Source organism: Gallintestinimicrobium propionicum (assembly GCF_025567525.1).
In the GTDB taxonomy this organism is placed as follows: domain Bacteria; phylum Bacillota; class Clostridia; order Lachnospirales; family Lachnospiraceae; genus Gallintestinimicrobium; species Gallintestinimicrobium propionicum.
Genome location: NZ_JAOQJY010000006.1, coordinates 146,296 through 167,648, shown reverse-complemented (window position 1 = coordinate 167,648; position 21,353 = coordinate 146,296). Strand labels below are relative to the sequence as shown.

General features: G+C 48.2%; 17 protein-coding genes. 15 read left to right on the top strand and 2 right to left on the bottom strand.

Annotated features, from left to right (window positions below):
- Positions 1 to 9: 9 nt before the first annotated feature.
- The 10 genes from OCV62_RS06685 to OCV62_RS06640 all read left to right on the top strand — a co-directional run bounded on the left by OCV62_RS06685 (position 10) and on the right by OCV62_RS06640 (position 11,307).
- A complete protein-coding gene (locus tag OCV62_RS06685; protein WP_330667278.1) occupies positions 10 to 417 on the top strand; it encodes an SdpI family protein in 408 nt (135 codons plus the stop codon).
- A 17-nt stretch (positions 418 to 434) separates the two neighbouring features.
- Positions 435 to 869: a pyridoxamine 5'-phosphate oxidase family protein gene (locus tag OCV62_RS06680; protein ID WP_262585680.1), complete on the top strand. Its 435-nt coding sequence runs from the start codon at positions 435 to 437 to the stop codon at positions 867 to 869.
- A gap of 22 nt (positions 870 to 891) precedes the next feature.
- A complete protein-coding gene (locus tag OCV62_RS06675) occupies positions 892 to 1,407 on the top strand; it encodes a GNAT family N-acetyltransferase (protein WP_262585679.1) in 516 nt (171 codons plus the stop codon).
- 15 nt (positions 1,408 to 1,422) lie between these two features.
- Positions 1,423 to 2,073 (top strand): DNA alkylation repair protein, encoded by a 651-nt coding sequence (locus OCV62_RS06670; protein ID WP_262585678.1) that lies wholly within the window; start codon positions 1,423 to 1,425, stop codon positions 2,071 to 2,073.
- A gap of 385 nt (positions 2,074 to 2,458) precedes the next feature.
- On the top strand, positions 2,459 to 3,148 hold the full coding sequence (locus OCV62_RS06665; protein WP_262585677.1) for a TetR/AcrR family transcriptional regulator: 690 nt from the start codon (positions 2,459 to 2,461) through the stop codon (positions 3,146 to 3,148).
- Positions 3,149 to 3,179: 31 nt separating this feature from the next.
- On the top strand, positions 3,180 to 4,727 hold the full coding sequence (locus OCV62_RS06660; RefSeq protein ID WP_262585676.1) for an autotransporter outer membrane beta-barrel domain-containing protein: 1,548 nt from the start codon (positions 3,180 to 3,182) through the stop codon (positions 4,725 to 4,727).
- A gap of 286 nt (positions 4,728 to 5,013) precedes the next feature.
- Positions 5,014 to 6,348, top strand: a complete 1,335-nt coding sequence (locus OCV62_RS06655) for a D-serine ammonia-lyase (protein WP_021916233.1) — start codon at positions 5,014 to 5,016, stop codon at positions 6,346 to 6,348.
- A 290-nt stretch (positions 6,349 to 6,638) separates the two neighbouring features.
- Positions 6,639 to 7,385, top strand: a complete 747-nt coding sequence (locus tag OCV62_RS06650) for a metallophosphoesterase family protein (protein ID WP_262585675.1) — start codon at positions 6,639 to 6,641, stop codon at positions 7,383 to 7,385.
- 171 nt (positions 7,386 to 7,556) lie between these two features.
- Positions 7,557 to 9,431: an ABC transporter ATP-binding protein gene (locus tag OCV62_RS06645; RefSeq protein WP_262585674.1), complete on the top strand. Its 1,875-nt coding sequence runs from the start codon at positions 7,557 to 7,559 to the stop codon at positions 9,429 to 9,431.
- Positions 9,424 to 11,307, top strand: a complete 1,884-nt coding sequence (locus OCV62_RS06640) for an ABC transporter ATP-binding protein (RefSeq protein WP_262585673.1) — start codon at positions 9,424 to 9,426, stop codon at positions 11,305 to 11,307. The genes OCV62_RS06645 and OCV62_RS06640 overlap by 8 nt, the downstream gene beginning before the upstream one ends.
- A gap of 133 nt (positions 11,308 to 11,440) precedes the next feature.
- Here OCV62_RS06640 and carB read toward each other — a convergent pair whose 3' ends face one another.
- The gene (gene carB, locus OCV62_RS06635) at positions 11,441 to 14,638 is read right to left on the bottom strand and encodes a carbamoyl-phosphate synthase large subunit (protein WP_262585672.1); all 3,198 of its coding nucleotides are present in this window, start codon (positions 14,636 to 14,638) and stop codon (positions 11,441 to 11,443) included.
- Positions 14,639 to 14,641: 3 nt separating this feature from the next.
- Positions 14,642 to 15,724: a carbamoyl phosphate synthase small subunit gene (locus OCV62_RS06630; protein WP_021916238.1), complete on the bottom strand. Its 1,083-nt coding sequence runs from the start codon at positions 15,722 to 15,724 to the stop codon at positions 14,642 to 14,644.
- A 554-nt stretch (positions 15,725 to 16,278) separates the two neighbouring features.
- Here OCV62_RS06630 and OCV62_RS06625 point away from each other — a divergent pair.
- The 5 genes from OCV62_RS06625 (at position 16,279) to OCV62_RS06605 (ending at position 21,338) form a co-directional block, all read left to right on the top strand.
- The gene (locus OCV62_RS06625; RefSeq protein ID WP_262585671.1) at positions 16,279 to 17,427 is read left to right on the top strand and encodes a trans-sulfuration enzyme family protein; all 1,149 of its coding nucleotides are present in this window, start codon (positions 16,279 to 16,281) and stop codon (positions 17,425 to 17,427) included.
- A gap of 118 nt (positions 17,428 to 17,545) precedes the next feature.
- Positions 17,546 to 18,730 carry a MalY/PatB family protein gene (locus OCV62_RS06620; protein ID WP_262585670.1) on the top strand — a complete coding sequence of 395 codons (1,185 nt, stop codon included), beginning with the start codon at positions 17,546 to 17,548 and terminating at the stop codon, positions 18,728 to 18,730.
- A gap of 24 nt (positions 18,731 to 18,754) precedes the next feature.
- Positions 18,755 to 19,006, top strand: a complete 252-nt coding sequence (locus tag OCV62_RS06615; RefSeq protein WP_262585669.1) for a hypothetical protein — start codon at positions 18,755 to 18,757, stop codon at positions 19,004 to 19,006.
- Positions 19,007 to 19,024: 18 nt separating this feature from the next.
- A complete protein-coding gene (gene tnpA / locus OCV62_RS06610) occupies positions 19,025 to 19,480 on the top strand; it encodes an IS200/IS605 family transposase (RefSeq protein ID WP_262585668.1) in 456 nt (151 codons plus the stop codon).
- A gap of 241 nt (positions 19,481 to 19,721) precedes the next feature.
- The gene (locus OCV62_RS06605) at positions 19,722 to 21,338 is read left to right on the top strand and encodes a clostripain-related cysteine peptidase (protein ID WP_262585667.1); all 1,617 of its coding nucleotides are present in this window, start codon (positions 19,722 to 19,724) and stop codon (positions 21,336 to 21,338) included.
- Positions 21,339 to 21,353: the final 15 nt, after the last annotated feature.

Sequence of the window (21,353 nt, the reverse complement as noted above, 5' to 3'; positions counted from 1 at the left end):
GGTGAACCGATGCAATCGAAATTTTGGGAGGTGGATTTTTTGTGGTTTTGGTGGTTTATGTTAATAAGTGATTTATTAATTCCAATTGTTATGGTGGTTCTTGGAAGAATGATGTGGAAACATTGTCCAAAACATATAAATGGTATGTTAGGTTACAGAACAACTCGTTCAATGAAAAATATAGATACATGGAAATTTGCTCACGACTATTGTGGAAAACTTTGGTGGAAAATAGGATGGTTAATGATGATACCATCTGCTTTGATACATATTCCGTTATACCATCGTGATGAAAATACGATTGGGGCTGCAGGGGGAATTCTAATAACAATTCAAAGTATTATTTTGATTGTATCAATTTATCCGACAGAGAAAGCTTTGCAAAAACATTTTAATGATAACGGAACACGTAGATAAATTTGTAGAGGTAAATAATGGAAAAATTAACAAAAGAAGCTGAAAAAATACTAATGGAGCGCTTTGGAAAAGACAGTATTATTGCTTTGGCAACTGCAGTAAATGAAATTCCTTATGTTCGTAATGTAAATACCTTTTATGTGGATGGTGCATTTTATGTGCTTACATATGGGTTATCAAACAAAATGAAGCAGATCGAAGTAAATCCAACGGTTGCACTTACCGGCGAGTGGTTTACCGCACATGGAAAAGGTGTTAATTTGGGGTATTTTGGAAAAGAAGAAAACAAAGAGATTGCAAATAAGATGCGAGAGGTATTTTCTGCATGGATCGATAATGGACATAATAATTTTGATGATGTAAACACTTGTATTTTGCGTATTGACCTAACAGACGGATTATTGCTTTCGCATGGAATACGATACGAGATTGATTTTTTAAGGCAACCGTAAATTATTGTTTATGGAGGAAACGATGAAACATACAATGTTTGAAATTGTCCGTGCACAAGCAGAGGATGCGGCTGCCTTGCTGAACTACCTGAAAATCATCGGTGGAGAAACAGATAACCTCAGCTTTGGACCGGAGGGTGTGCTCCTGGACTTGGAAGCAGAGCAATCCTATCTGCGTCTGCAAGCTCAATCGACGGACAATGTTCAGTATCTTGCCAAAGTGAACGGTGAGATCATCGGAACAGCAAGCCTGAACCGCAAGAACAATCGAATGTGCCATCGTGGAGAGTTCGGGATCAGCCTGAAAAAAGCATGGTGGGGCTGCGGTGCGGCCTCTGCGCTGACGGAAGCAATCCTTTCTTTCGCAAAGGAAAATGACTTCCGTCAGTTGAATCTGGAAGTGCGAAGCGACAATTTTCGTGCCATCCACCTTTATGAAAAATACGGTTTTCGCAAGCTGTGCACCTTCCCGGCATTTTTCAGAATCAACGGGCAGGATATCGACTTTGACCTAATGAATTTGAGTTTGGAAGAATAATATGGAGAAAAGATTATGGAAGAAAGAAAACGTTTAACCCCACAGTCCGTTCAGCAGGATCTGGACGCTTTGGGGCAATACAAAACAGCAGACGTGGACAGGCTGATCCGCCGCTATGTCAAGGAACAGGCGGATGCGGCACCCCTTCGGGAACATATTTTGACGGAGCAGCAGTTTCATCGAATCTACTATTATGTAAATTTACAGCAAATTAAGGATGTGGCTGCACGGATGGCTTTCATCCATGAGAATTTACTGTTTACGGATTGGTGGCACACGGATCAGATCATTCGGTATGTGGCGGCGCTGGATTTTGAAATGGCGATAGGGTATGCTCAGGAATATATTCATTCCGATGATCCATTTATTCGTCGCTGGGGCTATGTAATGTTCATTTCCCGGCTGGGGCATGGTCATGCAGAGCGGTTGCTGCCGCTGATGAAAGCAGATGATCACTATTATGTGCAGATGGCGCAAGCCTGGTTGATCGCAGAGCTGACTATTTTTGAGCCGGAGGTTGTTCATCGGTGGATGAAAAGCTGTGGGCTTCCTTATTCCATCTGCGGCAAGGCCATTCAGAAAATCTGTGATTCCTACCGGGTTTCCGACGAGTGGAAAGTGAAATTCAAAGCCTTGCGGACGGAACTGAAACAAGCTCCAATCTGAACTGCGGGATTACGAAACTTTTCGGAAGCTGGGGATTCCCATGCCGAAGCTGCTGGCTGCAGCAGAAGAACTCATACGAGAAGATTTTTATGCTGACGATTATGTTGATTCAACTATGAAATTGATTTCTGACAATATTTTCTATGAAACTGTAAAAGTGAACTACATTGAGCTGATCAGAAGTATATTACGATAAGAGATAATTCACCCACAGACAAGCCAGATTGGAGCCTCATCCACGATGGAGAGAACGTTGCGTTTACTGCAGTCGATGCGCTGGTACACGAGCCAGAAACTTCTTGACGAGAACATCTATTTCATGCTATATTTGGTGTATAGACCATATAAAAAACAAAGATAGTACATAGGATGAGGACGAGGACAAATGGCAACAAGTTTAAGCGAACCAACAAAGAAACGCATCCTGCAGGTATGCGTAAAACTTTTCCTGGAGCAGGGGTACAAAAAGACAACCATGGCGGAAATCATCGGGAAGTCCAGCGTGTCCAGCAGCAGCTTCCAGAACATTTTCCGCGCAAAGGACGGCGTACTGACAGAGCTTGTGCAGTTCATGTTTGAAAATCAGTTTTCGATGGCAAGAAGCGCAGCGAGCACAAAGCTCCCTCCGGTCTATGTTTATGCAGTGGAAACAGCGATCCAGATGACGCTTACAGAGCTGAATGAAAACCTGCGGGAAATCTATATGGAAGCCTATACCCAGAAGGAAGCCTGTGAGTATATTCAGCGCGAAACAGCCAAAGAGCTGTATCAGATTTTCGGGCCCTATCAGCCGGAGCTGACAGAGCGTGACTTTTACGAGCTGGAGATCGGATCTGCAGGCATCATGCGAGGTTACATGGCGCATCCGTGTGATGCAGAGCTGACATTGGAGAAGAAGCTTCGCTTATTTTTCATGATGAGCCTTCGGGCCTATAACGTTCCAGAGGAAGAAATCGGGCGGGTGATTCGATTCATGGAGGGACTCGATATCCGCACGATCTCTGAACAGGTGATGCAGAAGCTGTTCAAAGCACTTGCCATGCACTATGAATTTTCATTACAGGGGATAATGTAAAAATGGAAAAGGAAAAGAGGGAGGAAACCCAATGAAGAAAAAAAAGCTGACAGCAAGTATGATCGCCCTGGTCATGAGTGTAAGCCTGCCCATGACAACCTATGCCGCCAACTGGTATCTGGAGGATGGCAGCGTTACGGTAAACGCAGACAATTCCGAACAGACGGTAACGCAGGGCAGCGGCTCTGCCGTGCCGGATGAGGCTCCTGTGATTACACAGCGGAAGAGCTCTGTAGAGACAGGCAACACAATCACGATCAATGCAGCTGAGAATGCGACGGCAAACGTGACCATCTCCGATGTAAACATCAATACAAGCGACGCTGCTGTTTCTACAAATGGAAAGGGCAATGTAAACATCGAGCTGGATGGCACAAATACCCTTCAGAGTGGTAGGAATTATGCCGGTCTGGAAAAGAGCAATGACGGTAAAATGACCATTACGGATGAAAATGAAAACGGCAAGCTGATCGCTACCGGCGGCAATTACGGGGCTGGTATTGGCGGCGGCGACTCAGACAATGGCAGTAACATCACCATCACCGGCGGCGATATCACAGCTACTGGCGGCGATTGCGGGGCTGGCATTGGTGGAGGCTTCAGTGCAGGCGGCAAAAACATCACCATCGCAGGCGGAAAGGTTACAGCTATCGGCGGCACCAATGGAGCAGGCATCGGCGGAGGTTTCTTTGGAGATGGCAATGACATCACGATCGCCGGCGGCAAGGTCACAGCTACCGGCGGCGATTATGGGGCAGGCATTGGTGGAGGTGACCACGGCGAAGGCAAAAACATCACCATCACCGACGGCGAGGTCACAGCGGCCGGCGGCACCAATGGAGCAGGCATCGGCGGCGGCTTACGAAAAAATGGAGAAAAGATCACTGTTTCAGGAGATGCAACGCTGAAGGTACAAGGCGGCCCAGCAGATGAAGGGGATGGAGCAGGCGCAGGAATCGGTAACGGCGGCAGCCATAATGGAGACTATCCCGAACCATGCATTCCTGTAAACGGTGCGGAGACAGAGCCGGATACCTCCAACCTGACGACAGGTAAAATCGAGTATTACGCACCCGGTGCGGATATGACAAAGGATGAGCCAACAAGCACTACGTTGGGTTCCGGACAGCCTGAGCCGACATCTCCCGGTGAAACCGCAGCACCTGTGGAATACAGAATGCAGACATCTGCATCAGAGCCGGTACAGGGAAATGGAAAAAGCACAGGATACAAGGCTCCCGTACAAGGACATTTTTATCAGGTAGTAGGTCAGGACGGAAAAGCCATGATTTTTGCTACCGCGCAGAAGAAAGACGTGCTGGCAATTGCGACGGATTCCGATTTTGCCATGCTGACGGGAAAAATGGAGGACATCGAAGCGCTCAGAAAACAGGGCGTGAGAAGGATTATCTTCGCTACAAAGAGAGCAACCTCCACCTTCCTTCTTTCGGAGCTTCTTGAAAAGAAGGCATACGGAGAAACCTGGAGTCTCATCCACGATGGAGAGAACGTTGCGTTTACTGCAGTTGAAAAGATGATGGATATAAGCAGTATTCTTACCCGGTTACAAACGAAATAAAACCGGATATAACAGGTACCGGTATTTGGAAACCGACATGACAGAAACCGGGAAGAGGACATGACTGGAATGTGTGGAGACCATGCTTTGCAGACTTTGCACAGATGATTTTCCGGTAAATTTTATAGAAGGATATCAGAGGGAACCCGGCAGTGGTCAGACAGCAGTCCTGACGCTGCCGGGTTACTGTATGATTCGTTCGAATATGCACAAAAAGTTTTACGGCTTGGTGCAAGTGATATACTTTCAAAACCCATTGATATGGAACAAAGGAGGCAATAAGCTAATGATTGATGTAGCAGAACTGGAAAAAAAAGTACCAATTTTAAAGGATATACAGAATGAAAAAGAAGTATTCTGGATAAATCCAGATAAAACTAACTGCGAAGAAGCAATGAAGCATATAGAATTAACAATGGCAGATGTAGATGATGCAGAACAAAGACTGAAGCGTTTCGCACCATTTATCATGAAATGTTTTCCGGAAACGAAAGACAGAAATGGTATGATTGAATCTGTGCTTACTCCAATTCCTGGAATGAAAGAGTTACTGAACGAAAAATATAACAGTAATTTGGAAGGTACATTGTTACTGAAACAAGATAGTCATTTAGCTATAGCAGGTTCAATAAAAGCACGTGGTGGCATTTATGAAGTTCTAAAGCATACAGAAGAGCTTGCCTTAGAGCATGGTTTTTTAAAAAAAGAAGATAATTATGAAAAACTGGCAAGTGAAGAATGTAGACAATTTTTTAGAAATTATACGATTCAGGTCGGCTCTACTGGAAATCTGGGAATGAGTATCGGGATTATGAGTGCGGCAGTAGGATATCAGGTCATTGTTCATATGTCAGCAGATGCAAAACAGTGGAAAAAAGACTTACTGAGAAGTCATGGTGTAACAGTAAAAGAGTATGAATCTGATTATAGCGAAGCAGTAAAGAACGGAAGAGCATTATCTGATCAGAATCCGAAAAGCTATTTTGTAGATGATGAAAACTCCAGAACACTTTTTCTGGGTTATGCAGTAGCTGCGAAACGTCTGAAAAAACAATTGGAAGAACAAAAAATCACAGTAGACGACAACCATCCTTTGTTTACTTATATCCCATGCGGAGTAGGTGGAGCACCGGGCGGTGTGAGTTTCGGATTAAAACTGATATTTGGAGATTGTGTACATTGTTTCTTTGTAGAGCCGACACAGGCACCTTGTATGCTGGTTGGAATGACAACTGGGTTAAATCATGAAATTTCTGTACAGGATATTGGGCTTACCGGGTTAACCCATGCAGATGGACTTGCCGTAGGACGTCCATCAGGATTCGTTGGGGGAGTTATGAAGTATTTGCTCAGTGGTGAATTTACCATTAGGGATGGAAAATTGTATGATTATATGAGAGATCTTCTTGAAACAGAGAATATTTTTCTTGAGCCAAGTGCATGTGCTGCTTTTCAGGGACCTGTATATATGGAAAAAAGTGAAATCTCACAGAAATATCTGTTGGAAAATCATCTCAAAGATAAAATGAAAAATACAACACATATTGCATGGGCAACGGGTGGAAGCCTTGTGCCAGAGGCAATTCGCGAAGAATATCGAAACACTTATCTGGATAAATAAAATAAACGGTTTTGATCTGTTAGCAGGTTGAAACCGTATTATTTTATAAAATTGTTACAGATAAGGAGTCAATATCCTCGAAAGAATATATCGAATTTCTAAAACATATGGATTTAGGGTTCGCAGTATCCGAAGGAACGGTTCGAGGAAAGGATAGCAAAGCTGGTTGACCATGTATCAATCAGTCTTGTTGCAAGAAACAGGGAGAATCAAATGGTCGGTGTCCTATTCGGATTGACCGACTATGCCTATTGACTTTATGTAACTGACACAGAAGGGAATATAGATTTATGAAAGTACTTGTAATTTCAGACATTCATGCAAATATTCGGGCGTTGGATACAATTTTGCGGGAGGAAGCAGACTATGATCTGTTATGCTGCGCAGGGGATTTTACGGACTACGGGATCTCACCTCGGGAGGTCCTGGAGCGGTTTCGCCAGTTGGAAAATACAGTCCTCGTATATGGAAACCATGACCGCCATGTCATAAATATTTACGAGAGCGGAGAATGGACAAATGTAGCGGATGGAAAATACAAATGGGTGCATTATAACTGTGAAAGACTGAGTGAAAAAGATATCGATTGGATGAAGCAGCTCCCGGAAAAGGCATATTTTGAGGCAGATGGATGGAGCTATGGAATCGCGCATCAATACGACAATGGCTACGGGACGGTCGAAAGCCGCTATGCCTTTGATCAGTATTGGAATGCCAGCTATGGAGCAGAGTGTGACGGAAAGCGACGATTGATTTTTGGGCATACCCACAGACAATGCATTCATACCCTTGGGGAGGGGATGGAATGGATAAATCCCGGAAGCATTTCCTACAGAAGACCGGATGATCCCGACAAGACTGCGCACTACGCGGTAATCTTGGATGGAAACATACAGCTCAAAAGCATTGCCTATGACAGAACGCTGCAGCTTGCAGAGGCGAAGAGACTTTTGAAAAATGACCGGATGATGCGAACAGAGCTGCAGGATTTTATGTTCTTTTTTGGTGATGCAAAAACCTCAAGGGATCCGCTGTAAAATTTCATATCAGGAGACTGCCGTTTCTTCCGCAAAAGGCGGATCCGGCAGTCTCTTTTTCTCCCATTGCGTTGACTTCCCCTCTTACATCCTTTATACTAAAAAGTACGACTATTTTACTTTTTGGAAAAATATTATAGGGGAAAACAAAAGAAAAAGGAGGGGAAAGTCGTGATTTTCGGCAAGTATATCAATCGTTACTATCTGAAAAATGCACCGGCGCTGCTGCTTGGACTGCTCTCACTTTTGATCGTCGATATTGCCCAGCTGATGATTCCGGAGCTGTATCGTCTGGTCATTAATGGTGTGAACTTAGGAAAAGTGGTGGTGGATGGTCAGACGCTGACCTTTACCAGGGAGGTACTGTTTCAGAATATCTGTCTGCCCATGATCTGGATTGTTTTGATGATGGTGATCGGGCGCTTTTTATGGCGGGTATGCTTTTTCGGTTCCGCAGTGTGTGTACAGGCAGATCTGCGGGAGCGAATGTTTGATCACAGCCGTCGTTTGTCGCAGCAGTATTATCAGGTCAACAAGGTAGGAAGCCTGATGAGCCTGTATACAAATGACCTGGATACGATTCAGGAGTGCTTCGGCGACGGCATTCTGATGTTTTTCGACGCTCTGGTGCTTGGTCTGCTGGCGCTGTACAAAATGTGGCGGATGGATTTCAAGCTTACGCTGCTGGCCCTGATTCCTGCGGCGATCATGTTTGGCATCGGCACTATTATGGGTACGACGATGACAAAACGCTGGGAGGAACGGCAGAAGGCTTTCTCTGATCTTTCGGATTTTGCACAGGAGAACTTTTCCGGCATCGCGGTGATCAAGGCATTTGTCAAGGAATTTAAGGAGCTGACAGCATTCCGTAAGCTAAACCGTGAAAATGAAGAGATCAACGTTACCTATACAAAGATCGCAACCCTGCTGGAGGTGCTGGTGACGCTGTTTGTGGAATCTGTCATCTGCGTCATCTTAGGCTACGGCGGCTGGCTGGTGTTTGGTGGAAAATTCAACGCCGGACAGCTGGTGGAATACATCGGCTACTTTGAATCCATCGTCTGGCCGATCATGGCGATTTCGATGCTGATTGAAAAGACTTCCCGTGGTAAGGCTTCCCTGAATCGTATTACGGAGCTGATGGATGCCCCTGTAGATGTGACGGACCGGGATGGTGTAGGAAATCTTGAAAATCCAAAAGGCAGTATTGAATTCCGGCATTTGACGTTCCGCTATCCGGACGGCGATTATAATGTACTGCAGGACGTCAGCTTTCAGGTAGCTGCCGGTGAAAGTGTCGGTATTGTAGGCAAAACCGGCGCGGGTAAGACTACGGTAGTAGATCTGCTGCTTCGTACCTATAACGTGCCGGACGGAACGCTGTTTGTGGACGGAAAGGATGTGAACAGCGTGTCCATTCATTCCGTACGCAATGCCTGTGCCTATGTGCCCCAGGATAATTTCCTGTTTTCAGATACCATTGCACACAATATCGGCTTTGGCGTGGACGATGCAACTTTCGATCAGATCAACGGTGCGGCGTCGCTGGCGGACGTGCGGGACAATATTGTAGATTTCAAGGAAGGCTATGAAACCATCCTGGGAGAACGGGGTGTGACTGTTTCCGGCGGTCAGAAGCAGCGAATTTCCATTGCTCGTGCGCTGTTAAAAAATGCGCCGATTCTGATTTTGGATGATTCGGTTTCTGCAGTGGATACTCGTACTGAAAAAATTATTCTCGATAACTTAAAGACCACCCGTGCAGGCAAGACCACCCTGTTGATCGCACATCGCATTTCGACAGTGGAGGGGATGGATAAGATCGTATTTCTGGAGGATGGAAGAGTAGAAGCGGTCGGTACGCATGATGCGCTGTATCACAGCTGTCCCGAATATCGGCGGATGGTAGATTTACAGCGTCTGGAGGACGAAACGGCAGATTCGTCCGATGCGGTAGGAACGTCTGACATAGCGGATTCCGTTGATGCCCCAGAGCATGCGTCGGAGTCTGTAGAAAAGTGCGAAGGAGGTGCCAGCCATGATTGAAGTAAATCCGTTGCTTTTGACCGGCGCGGTCATCGGTACGATCACGGCGCTTCTGACCGCCGCTTATGTGCTGGTAAAGGACAAAAAGTCCCAGATGGGATTTGAACGCACGATGAAGGACGGCGAAATTATGCACCGTCTGGTAGCTTATGCAAAGCCGTACTGGAAGCAGTTTGTACTGGTATTGTTCCTGATGATGTTTTCAATCGCCTATGATATTATTTCGCCGCTGATCATCGGTAATATCGAAGAGCTGGTTGCAGGTGATTTTGTTCTGCCTGCCCTGTATGCCCGAGTAGGCGGTTATGTGGTGGTGCTGCTGTTTTCAATGGGAAGTACCTATTTGCAGGCGGTGATTTTGCAGCGGGTTGGACAGCGGATTGTGTCCGATCTGCGTGAGGATCTGTTTACCCATATCGAGTCCCTTTCCCATGAGCAGCTCAATGAGATTCCGGTGGGCAAGCTGGTGACCCGTGTGACCAACGATACCAACGCGATTTCGATGATGTTTACGAACCTGCTGGTCAGCCTGACAAAGAATGCCTTTGTTATTGTAGGCATATTAATTGCAATGATCTGCTTAAACTATGAGCTTACGCTGATGGTGCTGTGCTTTGTTCCATTCATTGTGATCTTTACAGTGATCTTCCGGAAGTTTTCCCGCCGGGCATACCGCAGGGTAAAGGATGCGACGACGGATATCAATACTTATCTTTCGGAAAACCTTTCCGGCATCAAGGTTACGCAGATTTTCGGACGCGAAGAGGAAAAGATGGCGGAATTTCGTGAGAAAAGCCAGACGCAGGCAAAGGCAAACCTGAGTCAGATTTTCGTGTTCAGTGTATTTCGTCCGTTGGTGTATATGCTTTACATCTGTTCCATCCTATGCTTGTTTTATCTGGGCGGCATGGGACATTTAAACGGCGTGGCGTTTTTAGGACAGACGATCACAGGCGGAACGATCGTTACCTTTTATATGTATATTTCGAAATTTTTCACCCCGATCCAGAACCTGGCGGAGCAGTTTAACTGGCTGCAGTCGGCTTTGGCGTCTGCGGAAAAGGTGTTCTCGATCATGGATCTGGAGCCGAAGCTGGTAGATGCGCCCGATGCCATAGAGCTGGAAGAGGTGCACGGCGAAATCGAGTTTCGCAATGTGTGGTTTTCCTATATTCCCGGGGAATGGGTGCTGCAGGGTGTGTCTTTCCATGTAAATCCGCGAGAAACGGTGGCGTTTGTCGGATCGACCGGTTCCGGAAAGAGCACAATCTTGTCCCTGATCTGCCGCAACTACGAGTTCCAGAAGGGCGAGATTTTGATCGACGGTATCGACATTCGCAAGATCAAGATCGCTTCCCTGCGCAGGCATTTTGGCCAGATGCTGCAGGATGTATTTCTGTTCTCCGGCACGATCCGCAGCAACATCGTTCTGCGGGAAGAGGGCATTTCGGATGAAGAAATCCGGCGCGTCTGCCAGTATGTGAATGCCGATCATTTTATTGACAAGCTGGAGCATGGTCTGGATGAGGAGGTGCGGGAGCGAGGAAATAACTTCTCTGCCGGACAGCGTCAGCTGCTGAGCTTTGCGCGAACCATCATCCACAAACCAAGTGTTATGATCCTGGATGAGGCGACTGCGAATATTGACACCGAGACGGAGCTTTTGATTCAGGATTCCCTGGAAAAAATGCGCAGCGTCGGCACGATGCTGATGGTAGCCCACAGACTTTCCACGATTCAGCATGCGGACAACATCATTGTGCTATCCCACGGAAAGATCCTGGAGCAGGGCACGCATCAGGAGCTGCTTGCAAAGCATGGACGATATTATCAGCTGTATACGCTGCAATATCATAAGGAACAGATGGAAGAGTGACGGCGGAGAGCCATCGCGGATGTAGAAAAGATTGAAAAGAAAAGCCCGGAGCACAGCAAAGGAATAGATGCTGTGCTCCGAGCTTTTTTCATCGTATAGGAAACTTTGTTTCCATACGATAAAAACGCTCCCTTTACTTTTGCAGCGTGCAGATATCGACCAGCTCTGCCGTATCCGGCGTAAAGCCGCTCTTTAAGATATCCGCCAGGGCAACTGCCGTATCCAGGCTGGTCAGGCAGGGAATGCCAAGCTCCACAGATTTGCGGCGAACCTTTACGCTGTCCCGGGCAGGGGTACGCCCCTTTTTGGAGGTCGAAATGATGTAATTGACCTTTCCGCTTTCCAGAAGTGCGATGGTGTTGTGTTCGGATTCGCTGATCTTATGGACAAGTGTAACCTGCATGCCGTGGTCACGCAGTACAGCTGCCGTACCTGCGGTTGCATACAGGTGGAAGCCAAGATCAGCAAACCGCTGTGCAATATCAGGGATTTCATCCTTATCGGTGTCGCGCACGGTGATGAAGATGCCGCCCTTGTCGGTCAGCTGGTAGCCTGCGCCGACCAATCCTTTGTAGAGCGCTTCCCGCATGGTGGGTGCGATGCCGAGCACTTCACCGGTAGATTTCATTTCAGGTCCGAGCTGCGTGTCCAGTCCAGACAGCTTTTCAAAGGAGAAGACAGGCACTTTGATCGCGGTGTAGGAGGAAATCGGGGCAAGACCGGTGCCGTAAGGCATATCCTTTAATTTTTCCCCGAGCATGACGCGGGTGGCGATATCGACCATCGGGATGCCGGTGACTTTGCTCAGATAAGGCACGGTTCTGGAGGAACGGGGGTTTACCTCAATGACATAAACCTGATCCTGGCAGATGACGTACTGGATGTTGATCAAGCCCTTCGTGTTTAAAGAGAGGGCAAGGCGGGTGGAGTAGTCCACGAGCTTTGCGGTTTTGGCGGGGCTTAAATTCCAGGCAGGGTAAACTGCGATGGAGTCGCCGGAGTGGATGCCTGCACGGTCGATGTGCTCCATAATGCCGGGCAGCAGGACATCCTCGCCATCGCAGATTGCGTCGACTTCAAGCTCCGTGCCCATCATATATTTATCGATCAGAACGAGGTTCCCTTCCATATGGGAAAGAATAATATCCATATATTCTTTTACGTCCGCATCGGAAAAGGCGATAATCATGTTCTGACCGCCAAGGACATAACTGGGGCGCAGCAGAACCGGATAGCCGAGACGGTTCGCTGTTTCGATCGCTTCCTCTGCAGTGTGGACGGTATCTCCGACGGGCTGCTTGATATGGAGCTGTTTTAAGAGAGCTTCAAACCGACCCCGGTCTTCGGCAGCGTCAATACTGTCTGCAGGTGTGCCCAGAATCGGAACGTTGTTTTCTGAAAGCCATTTGGTCAAGCGGATTGCGGTCTGTCCGCCGAAGGCAACAACTGCACCGACCGGATTTTCCACACGGATGATGTCTCCGACATCTTCCGGAGTCAGGGGCTCAAAGTACAGGCGATCTGCTGTGTTGAAATCGGTGGAAACGGTTTCCGGGTTGTTATTGACGATAACAACCTCATACCCGGCATCCTTTAATGCCCAGACACAGTGAACGGAGGCGTAGTCGAATTCGATTCCCTGACCGATCCGGATCGGACCGGAGCCAAAGACGATGACGACGGGCTTTTTGGAGCTGTGTTCCGCGATAAAAGCGGAAGCCTCGTCCTCCTCGTCAGTGGTGGAGTAGAAGTAGGGGGTTTCTGCCGCAAACTCCGCGCCGCAGGTATCGACCATCTTATAGGAATACGGAAGGTGGGGGAAAGTAGAGTTGCCGGACAGGCGTGCAATCGTTTTATCAGGAAAACCGTTTCTCTTTAATTCCCGCAGAAAATCATGTGTGAGCGGCTCTGTCTCCAGCCGTTTTTCGAGGTCGCACAGATGCAAAAGCTTTGCTAAAAACCATTCGTCGATCAAAGTCAGCTGATGGATTTTTTCGATGGAAAAACCGCGGAAGAGCGCTTCGTAAACAGCGAAGATGCGTTCGTCGTCTTGCGCCAGGATTTTGGCGGTTAGGGCTTCGTCGTCGAGTGCGCGCATATGCACGTCTGCCAGGCAGTCATGGGAGATTTCTGCTCCGCGAACGGCTTTCATCAGCGCCTGCTCGAAGTTTCTGCCAATGGCCATGACTTCACCGGTGGCTTTCATCTGGGTTCCGAGCTTTCTTGTCGCATACACGAATTTGTCAAAGGGCCATTTCGGAAATTTGACGACAACATAGTCCAATGCCGGTTCGAAGCATGCTTTCGTCTTGCCGGTGATTTCGTTTTTGATTTCGTCCATCCGGTAGCCGATGGCGATTTTGGCAGCGACTCTGGCGATCGGATAGCCAGTCGCTTTGCTGGCAAGGGCGGAGGAACGGGAAACCCTGGGGTTTACCTCAATAACAGCGTACTCGAAGCTCTCGGGATTTAGAGCAAACTGTACGTTGCAGCCGCCCTCAATGCCCATAGCTTCGATGATGTGGAGTGCAGCACTTCGAAGCATCTGGTATTCTTTATCCGCAAGGGTGACCGCAGGGGCGATAACGATGGAGTCGCCGGTGTGGACACCCACCGGATCAAGATTTTCCATAGAGCAGATCGTGATGACGTTTCCATCGCCGTCGCGCATGACCTCAAATTCGATCTCTTTCCAGCCGGAGATACATTTTTCCACCAGAATCTGCGTGATCGGGGAAAGACGGAGCCCTGCGGAAGCAATTTGGCGCAGTTGTGCTTCGTCAACAGCGATGCCGCCGCCGGTGCCACCGAGGGTAAAGGCGGGGCGCACGATAACCGGATAGCCTGCAGAGTGCGCGAAGGAGAGAGCACCCTCAAGCGTCGTCGTAACGACAGAGGGGATGATAGGCTCCCGGATCGCTTCCATGGTGCTTTTAAAAACCTGACGGTCTTCGGCTTTGGCAATGGTTTCCGGGTTTGCACCAAGAAGTGTTACGCCCTCCTGTGCCAGAAATCCTTCCTTTGCCAGCTGCATCGAAAGCGTCAGGCCGGTCTGACCGCCGAGGGTGGAAAGAATGCTGTCGGGGTGTTCTTTTTTGATGATTTTTTTTAGAAAATCCAGAGTCAGAGGCTCCACGTAGACATGATCTGCCATGGCGGCATCGGTCATGATTGTTGCGGGGTTAGAATTAACTAACACAACCTCCAGACCTTCCTCTTTTAAAGCGCGGCACGCCTGGGTACCTGCATAGTCAAATTCGGCAGCCTGACCGATGACGATGGGACCGGAGCCGATTACCATTACTTTTTTCAGATTGGGATTTAACGGCATGCTTTATGCCCTCCTTTCCATCAGTGCGACAAATTCGCGGAACAAAAACTCGGAGTCATGAGGACCGCCGCAGGCTTCCGGATGGAACTGCACTGAGAAGCCGGGAAAATCCTGATAAGAAACGCCCTCACAGGTTCCGTCGTTTAGGTTGATAAAACGAAGTACTGCATTATCCGGGAGGGAATCGTTTTTGACGGCATAGCCGTGATTCTGACTGGTGATATAATCCCTGCCGGTGAGCAGATCCTTCACCGGCTGGTTTGCACCGCGGTGTCCGTATTTTAATTTTTCAGTGTCCGCACCGTTTGCAAGGGCGAGAAGCTGATGCCCCAGGCAGATGCCAAAAATCGGTATGCCGGATTTGCAGAGGTGAGACAGCTCGGAAATGATAGCCGGGTTATCCTTCGGGTTGCCGGGACCGTTGCTCAACATGATACCGTCCGGCGAATAGGAGAGGATGCGTGCTGCTGTCGTGGAAGCGGGAACGATGGTCAGGTCGCAGTTTAATGCGTGCAGCTTTCGGATGATATTCTGTTTTGCACCGAAGTCCCACAAAACGACGTGATGGCGGGGAAGCGGGGACGGAATCTGGTAAGGCTCCCTGCAGGTAACGTGTGCTACCGCGTCCGTGATTGCCCAGCTCTTTAAGTCTTCAACAGCTGCAGAGTCCGGGCGGAGGGATGTGAGCCGTCCGTTCATGACGCCGCGCTCGCGGATGAGCTTGGTCAGGTAGCGGGTATCCAGATCATAGATGCCAGGGATATTTTGCTGCTTTAAAAAAGCGTCAAGATCCATCTGACATCTGAAATTGGAAGGACATGGGCACCATTCTCTGGTGATGTATGCGCTCATGTGAATTCCTTTGCTTTCAAAGTCTTTTGGATTGACGCCGTAGTTGCCGATCAGGGGAAATGTCTGAACGACCATCTGTCCGTAATAACTGGGGTCGGTCAGTGTTTCTGTATATCCGGTCATAGCCGTCGTAAAAACGACTTCCGCGATGACGTCCTCTTTCAAAGGAGCGCCGAAATGTTTTCCGGTCAGACAGGTCCCGTCCTCCAGCTGTAAGTACACAGTTTGTTCCATAAGTACACCTCGCTCATTCTCTCGTGTTTGCTGTACAAATACTGAAAGGCGTCCATGAATCAAACACTTTTCTAAATAGAAAAGTATTTCACTCATGAACGCCTTTGTTCATCTGATGCATTATAGCATTGGGAAAGGGGGCGGTCAAGAATAAATTTTATTTTGTTTACCAGTTCCCCCGTGACTTCGTGGGTACAGATTCCATGCTCGCATGAGAATCTGTGCACATGAAGTCACGGAGGAAGCGCCACTTCATGAGCAAAAGAAGCGGTGGCGCAGCCACTGCGGAAAGCGCCGCAGGCGCGATTTTGCGAATGGCGCGGGGGAACGTCCGTGTTGCCGCGCGGCGAGAAGGGCGCGATTCATGACAATAGAATGTTCACGGAGCGTGCATTCTATTATATTGCGAATGGCGCGGGGGAACGTCCGGGAGAAGGCCACTGTGGAACCGATTATAAACATATATACCAACTATGTTGGTGTTGACAAATGGGAAGCATCCAATTAGAATGATAGAAAATATCCGAAAAATAACTGCAAAGGAGAGCAGAAAAATGGGCAATCATATAGAAACAAAGTGTATTCACGGAAATCTGGATTTTTCCTGGGACGAGCCGACAAAGGCGGTGAGCTTTCCAATCTATCAGACGGCGACGTTCGGACATATCGGTCTGGGACATTCGACCGGCTTTGACTACACGAGAGAGAAAAATCCGACCAGACAGCATCTGGAGGAAATCCTTACCGCGCTGGAGGGCGCTTATGACACGACGGCATTTTCTTCCGGCATGGCGGCGGTGACAGCAGTATTTGATCTGTTTGCACCCGGCGACCATGTGATCTGTTCTGAAGACCTTTACGGCGGTGTAACCCGTCTGGTCAATACCATCGGCAAAAAGAACGGACTGATGGTTGATTTTGTCAATACCGGTGATTTGGATGAGATCAAACGGGTGCTGCGTCCGGAAACAAAGGCACTTTATATCGAGACGCCCAGCAACCCGATGATGGAGATCACTGACCTTTCGGCATGCGCAGAGCTTGCAAAAGAACACAACCTTCTGATGATCACAGACAATACCTTTTTATCTCCATATTTGCAGAACCCGATTGCGCTCGGTGCAGATATCGTCATTCACAGCGCGAGCAAGTTCCTGTGCGGACATAACGACACGATCGCCGGTTTTGTCTGCTCTGCAAAGGAAGAGCTCGCAGCAAAAATCCGCCTGATTGCAAAGACGACCGGCGGTTGTTTGTCCCCCTTCGACAGCTGGCTGGTAATGCGCGGCATCAAGACACTGGCGGTGCGCATGGAGCGGCAGCAGGAAAATGCGGGCAACATCGCGCGCTGGCTGACGGAGCAGAAGAAAGTCAGAAAAGTATATTATGCCGGACTGGAAACGCATCCTGGTTATGAGATCAATGCAAAGCAGGCGAGAGGTGCGGGTGCGATGATTTCCTTCGACGTCGACAGCGTGGAAACGGCACAGCGCGTGCTGGAAAAGGTGCGCGTCATCACCTTTGCGGAGAGCCTTGGGGGTACAGAATCTTTGATCACCTATCCGATGAAGCAGACCCATCCGGATGTTCCGAAGGAGTGGAGAGAAAAGCTCGGCATCACCGACACTCTGCTGCGCCTGTCCGTTGGACTGGAGCATGTGGACGAGCTGATTGCAGATCTGGAGCAGGCGTTTGTTTCCTGAGAAAAAATCCACGCTGTAGGGACGGCATTGCGGCGGAGCAGAAAAAAGTCGCGTTTGCGACCCGTTGCAGGCATAAGAATCCTGCAGGGCAGGATTTTTGTTGAGAGGGAGATTAGAAATGACAACCTATAATTTTGACCGGGAAATTGACCGGAAAAAGACAAACAGCCTGAAATATGATTTCGCCGTGGAACGCGGACGTGACGTAGATGTGTTGCCATTGTGGGTGGCGGATATGGATTTTCAGGCGCCGAAGCCTGTGTTGGATGCACTGCAGAATGCGGTTTCCCATGGGATTTTCGGTTATAGCGAGGTAAAAGGAGAATATTTTGACGCGCTGTATCGCTGGTTTGACAGTCGGTTTGACTGGCAGCCAAAGTCTGAATGGCTTGTAAAAACCCCCGGTGTGGTATTCGCCCTTGCGATGGCGGTACGCGCTCTGACAAAAGAGGGCGACAGTGTACTGATTCAGCCGCCGGTTTATTACCCGTTCTTTGAGGTGATTCGCGATAACAATAGAAAGATCGTAGAAAGCCCGCTCCTTTTAACAGACGGACATTATGAAATTGACTTCGACGATCTGGAAGAAAAGATCGCATCCCAGAATGTAAAGCTGTTTTTGCTGTGCAGTCCCCACAATCCTGTCGGCAGAGTCTGGACAAAGGAAGAGCTTCAAAAACTGGGAGAGCTTTGCGACCGCTACCATGTGTTCGTTGTGGCAGACGAGATTCATTGTGATTTTGCCTTTCCGGAGCATCCGCATACGATATTTGCAAAGGCATGTCCGCAGCTGGAAGAAAAGATGATTCTTTGCACTGCGCCGAGTAAAACCTTTAATCTGGCGGGGCTGCAGGTTTCCAATATCTGGGTTCCTGGAAAAGAGGTCCGGGACAGATTCAAAGCCGAGATCAACGCGGCGGGATATTCCCAGTTGAACGCCCTCGGTTTAATCGCGTGCCAGGCAGCGTACGAAAATGGCGGCGAGTGGCTTGAGCAGTGCCGGACATATTTGCGGGAAAATTTGAAGGTCCTGCGCAGCTTCTTAAAAGAAAGACTGCCTAAGATCCGTCTGATCGAACCGGAAGGCACTTACTTTGCATGGTTGGACTGCTCGGGACTGGGACTGTCGGACACAGCACTGGAAAATCTCATTGCACATCAGGCAAAGCTCTGGCTGGATGGCGGCTCTGTCTTTGACAAAAAGTCGGGACAGTTTGAACGCATCGTACTGGCGTGCACGAAAAAAACGCTTTTGCAGGCGCTTACACAGCTGGAAGCAGCCTGCCGGGAAAGAAATTCATAACGCAAAAACAACTGCCGGGAGGCAGTGCTTTTATTCAATGAAACCTCTGTGCTGACGCCGGAAAAACCATGGAATATTTTATTCATGACAATAGAATGCTCGCAGAGCGTGCATTTTATTTATGGGATTTATCCTGTTGAGGGTATTGGAGTTTTTCGTGTTCCGAAAAATGGAGATGCCCGAAACAAAAAACCACCTGCTTTGCGGGTGGAGACAAAGCGTTGTACAAAAAAATCACCTTTCCGTTACAATAGAGTTGTTCAGGCACTATTGTAAGAAAGGAAAGGTGATTTTATGGCGAATAAGAATTATGATTTAGCTCACACAAAATGGATGTGTAAGTATCACATCGTATTCACTCCAAAGTATAGACGAAAAGTTATTTATAATCAATTAAAAGCTGATATAAGAGATATTTTGAAACAGTTATGTTCTTACAAAGGAGTAGAAATCATCGAAGGGCATTTAATGCCAGATCACATTCATATGCTGGTAAGCATTCCGCCGAAGATGAGTGTGTCAAGTTTTATGGGATATTTGAAGGGCAAGTCCGCACTTATGATATTCGATAGACATGCAAATCTAAAGTACAAGTTTGGAAATCGACATTTTTGGTCAGAAGGATATTATGTCAGCACAGTAGGGTTAAACGAAGCGACCATCAAAAAGTATATCCAAGATCAGGAAAAGAACGATGTTATGCAAGATAAATTAGGTGTAAAAGAATATGAAAACCCTTTTAAGGGTTAAGTCGAAGTAGTACAAACGCCCCTTCAAGGGGCATAAGCAACGCGTCAAGTGCAATAGTGACTTGAACGAAGAGAAAGTCTGGGCGCCTTGAGACGCTGTCCGGTGTCAAGGGGTTATACCCAGCGAGCCGAGCCACCCCTTGAAGGGGTGGCGGCGACTTATTATATTGATATAGGATAATGCCAGGCATCAAAGTCGGAGCTTTTGCCCGACCTCATAGGATCAAAAAGGATGATGTGTTATGAAAAAACTGGGAAAGCTTCTCCGAAATCTATTGATTATCTGCGGCGTGCTGTTTATCATTGCTCTGTTTTTGCCGGATGAAGAAGAAAAGCCTGCAGATCAGGAACAGACGAGCGTAGAGACGGCGTCAGGTATAGGGACACAGACAGGCACTGAGACTGCGTCAGGTGCAGAAACGCTGGCGGGTGCAGAGCATGCGGCGGGTGCAGCGGAAAATCCCTTTCCGGAAGATATGGTAAAGGAGAAACAGACAGAGATAAAAGGCGATGGAAAGGACCAAGCGACCGTATTTGTCTATATGAACGGTTCGGATCTGGAATCGGAGGACGGAGAGGCAACGGAGGATCTTTGTGAGATGCTTGCGGCGAACATCAGCAGCCAGGTCAATGTCCTCGTGGAGACGATCGGCACAAAAAGCTGGTCAAAAAGGCTTGGAATTGCCTCCGATCACACGCAGCGTTATAAGGCGGAAGCCGGGAACCTGGTGCTTGTGGATGACAGCCTCGGCCAGCTGGATTGTACATCGCCGGATACGCTTGCTGATTTTATTTCCTGGGGCGCAGAAAATTATCCGGCAAACCGTTATATCTTGATTTTCTGGGATCACGGTGCAGGACCGGTATACGGCTTTGGATATGACGAACACCAGTCGGAGGATTCGGTGCTTACGATCGATGAGATCCAGACGGCAATCCGCCAGAGCGGGATTTACTTTGATATCATCGGCATGGACAGCTGCATTATGTCTTCGTTAGAGCTTTGCTGTGCCATGTACAATTATTGCGATTACATGATTCTGTCGGAGGATTTTGAATCCGGCTACGGCTGGTCGTACACGGGATGGCTGAACGCCCTGTCGGAGAACACCAGCATTTCCTCTGAGGAGCTTGGGAAAATCATCGTGGATGACATGATCGCAGATAATGAAGAAAACGGCGAGGGGGCTTCCACGCTGGCGCTGATCGACGAATCCTACATGAAGGTGCTCTATACCGCGTGGGCTGATTTTGCCTATACAAACGAGCCTGCGCTGTTGGGGGAAAATTACAGTATGCACGTCCGGGGCGGCAGGCGCGCTCATCCTGTTTTGCGGGAAAAAGGGCTGTTTGATTTTCTGTTTGACGAGGATGGAGATTATTCCATGTCAGACTATTATATAACGGATATCATGGCAGTAGCGCAGAATATCGAATCCAAAGAGACAGAGGCACTGGCGGCTGCGGTAAACCTTTCCATCTGCTATTTTAATTGTACGGACGACGAGGTTGGAATGACTGGACTGTCTGTCACGCTGCCTTATGGGGATTCTGAGTTTTATGGATATCTCTATCCGGTTTTTACCGGTGTGGGGATGGACGCCGACTATGTCGGCTGGCTGGAAAAATTCGTCTATGCCGAGGGTTATAACGATTACTATGATTATGAATCGTGGTATGAGGACGACTGGGAAGGCTGGGACGACTATGAAGACGACTGGAACTGGATTGACTGGCTGTTCTTTGAGGATGACGACTATTGGGAGGATGACAGCTGGGACGAATGGGGAAGCGATCAGTCCTGGGCAGGATCTGGAAACGGCAGGTCAGATTGCATGAGAAAGCAGATTGCATGCTAAAAGAATAAACAGCTA

Coding starts and splice junctions, on each gene's coding strand:
- OCV62_RS06685 (WP_330667278.1), top strand. CDS start 10: ATGCAATCGAAATTTTGGGAGGTGGATTTTTTGTGGTTTTGGTGGTTT.
- OCV62_RS06660 (WP_262585676.1), top strand. CDS start 3,180: ATGAAGAAAAAAAAGCTGACAGCAAGTATGATCGCCCTGGTCATGAGT.
- OCV62_RS06625 (WP_262585671.1), top strand. CDS start 16,279: ATGGGCAATCATATAGAAACAAAGTGTATTCACGGAAATCTGGATTTT.
- OCV62_RS06605 (WP_262585667.1), top strand. CDS start 19,722: ATGAAAAAACTGGGAAAGCTTCTCCGAAATCTATTGATTATCTGCGGC.
- tnpA (WP_262585668.1), top strand. CDS start 19,025: ATGGCGAATAAGAATTATGATTTAGCTCACACAAAATGGATGTGTAAG.
- OCV62_RS06675 (WP_262585679.1), top strand. CDS start 892: ATGAAACATACAATGTTTGAAATTGTCCGTGCACAAGCAGAGGATGCG.
- OCV62_RS06655 (WP_021916233.1), top strand. CDS start 5,014: ATGATTGATGTAGCAGAACTGGAAAAAAAAGTACCAATTTTAAAGGAT.
- carB (WP_262585672.1), bottom strand. CDS start 14,638: ATGCCGTTAAATCCCAATCTGAAAAAAGTAATGGTAATCGGCTCCGGT.
- OCV62_RS06640 (WP_262585673.1), top strand. CDS start 9,424: ATGATTGAAGTAAATCCGTTGCTTTTGACCGGCGCGGTCATCGGTACG.
- OCV62_RS06620 (WP_262585670.1), top strand. CDS start 17,546: ATGACAACCTATAATTTTGACCGGGAAATTGACCGGAAAAAGACAAAC.
- OCV62_RS06630 (WP_021916238.1), bottom strand. CDS start 15,724: ATGGAACAAACTGTGTACTTACAGCTGGAGGACGGGACCTGTCTGACC.
- OCV62_RS06670 (WP_262585678.1), top strand. CDS start 1,423: ATGGAAGAAAGAAAACGTTTAACCCCACAGTCCGTTCAGCAGGATCTG.
- OCV62_RS06680 (WP_262585680.1), top strand. CDS start 435: ATGGAAAAATTAACAAAAGAAGCTGAAAAAATACTAATGGAGCGCTTT.
- OCV62_RS06650 (WP_262585675.1), top strand. CDS start 6,639: ATGAAAGTACTTGTAATTTCAGACATTCATGCAAATATTCGGGCGTTG.
- OCV62_RS06665 (WP_262585677.1), top strand. CDS start 2,459: ATGGCAACAAGTTTAAGCGAACCAACAAAGAAACGCATCCTGCAGGTA.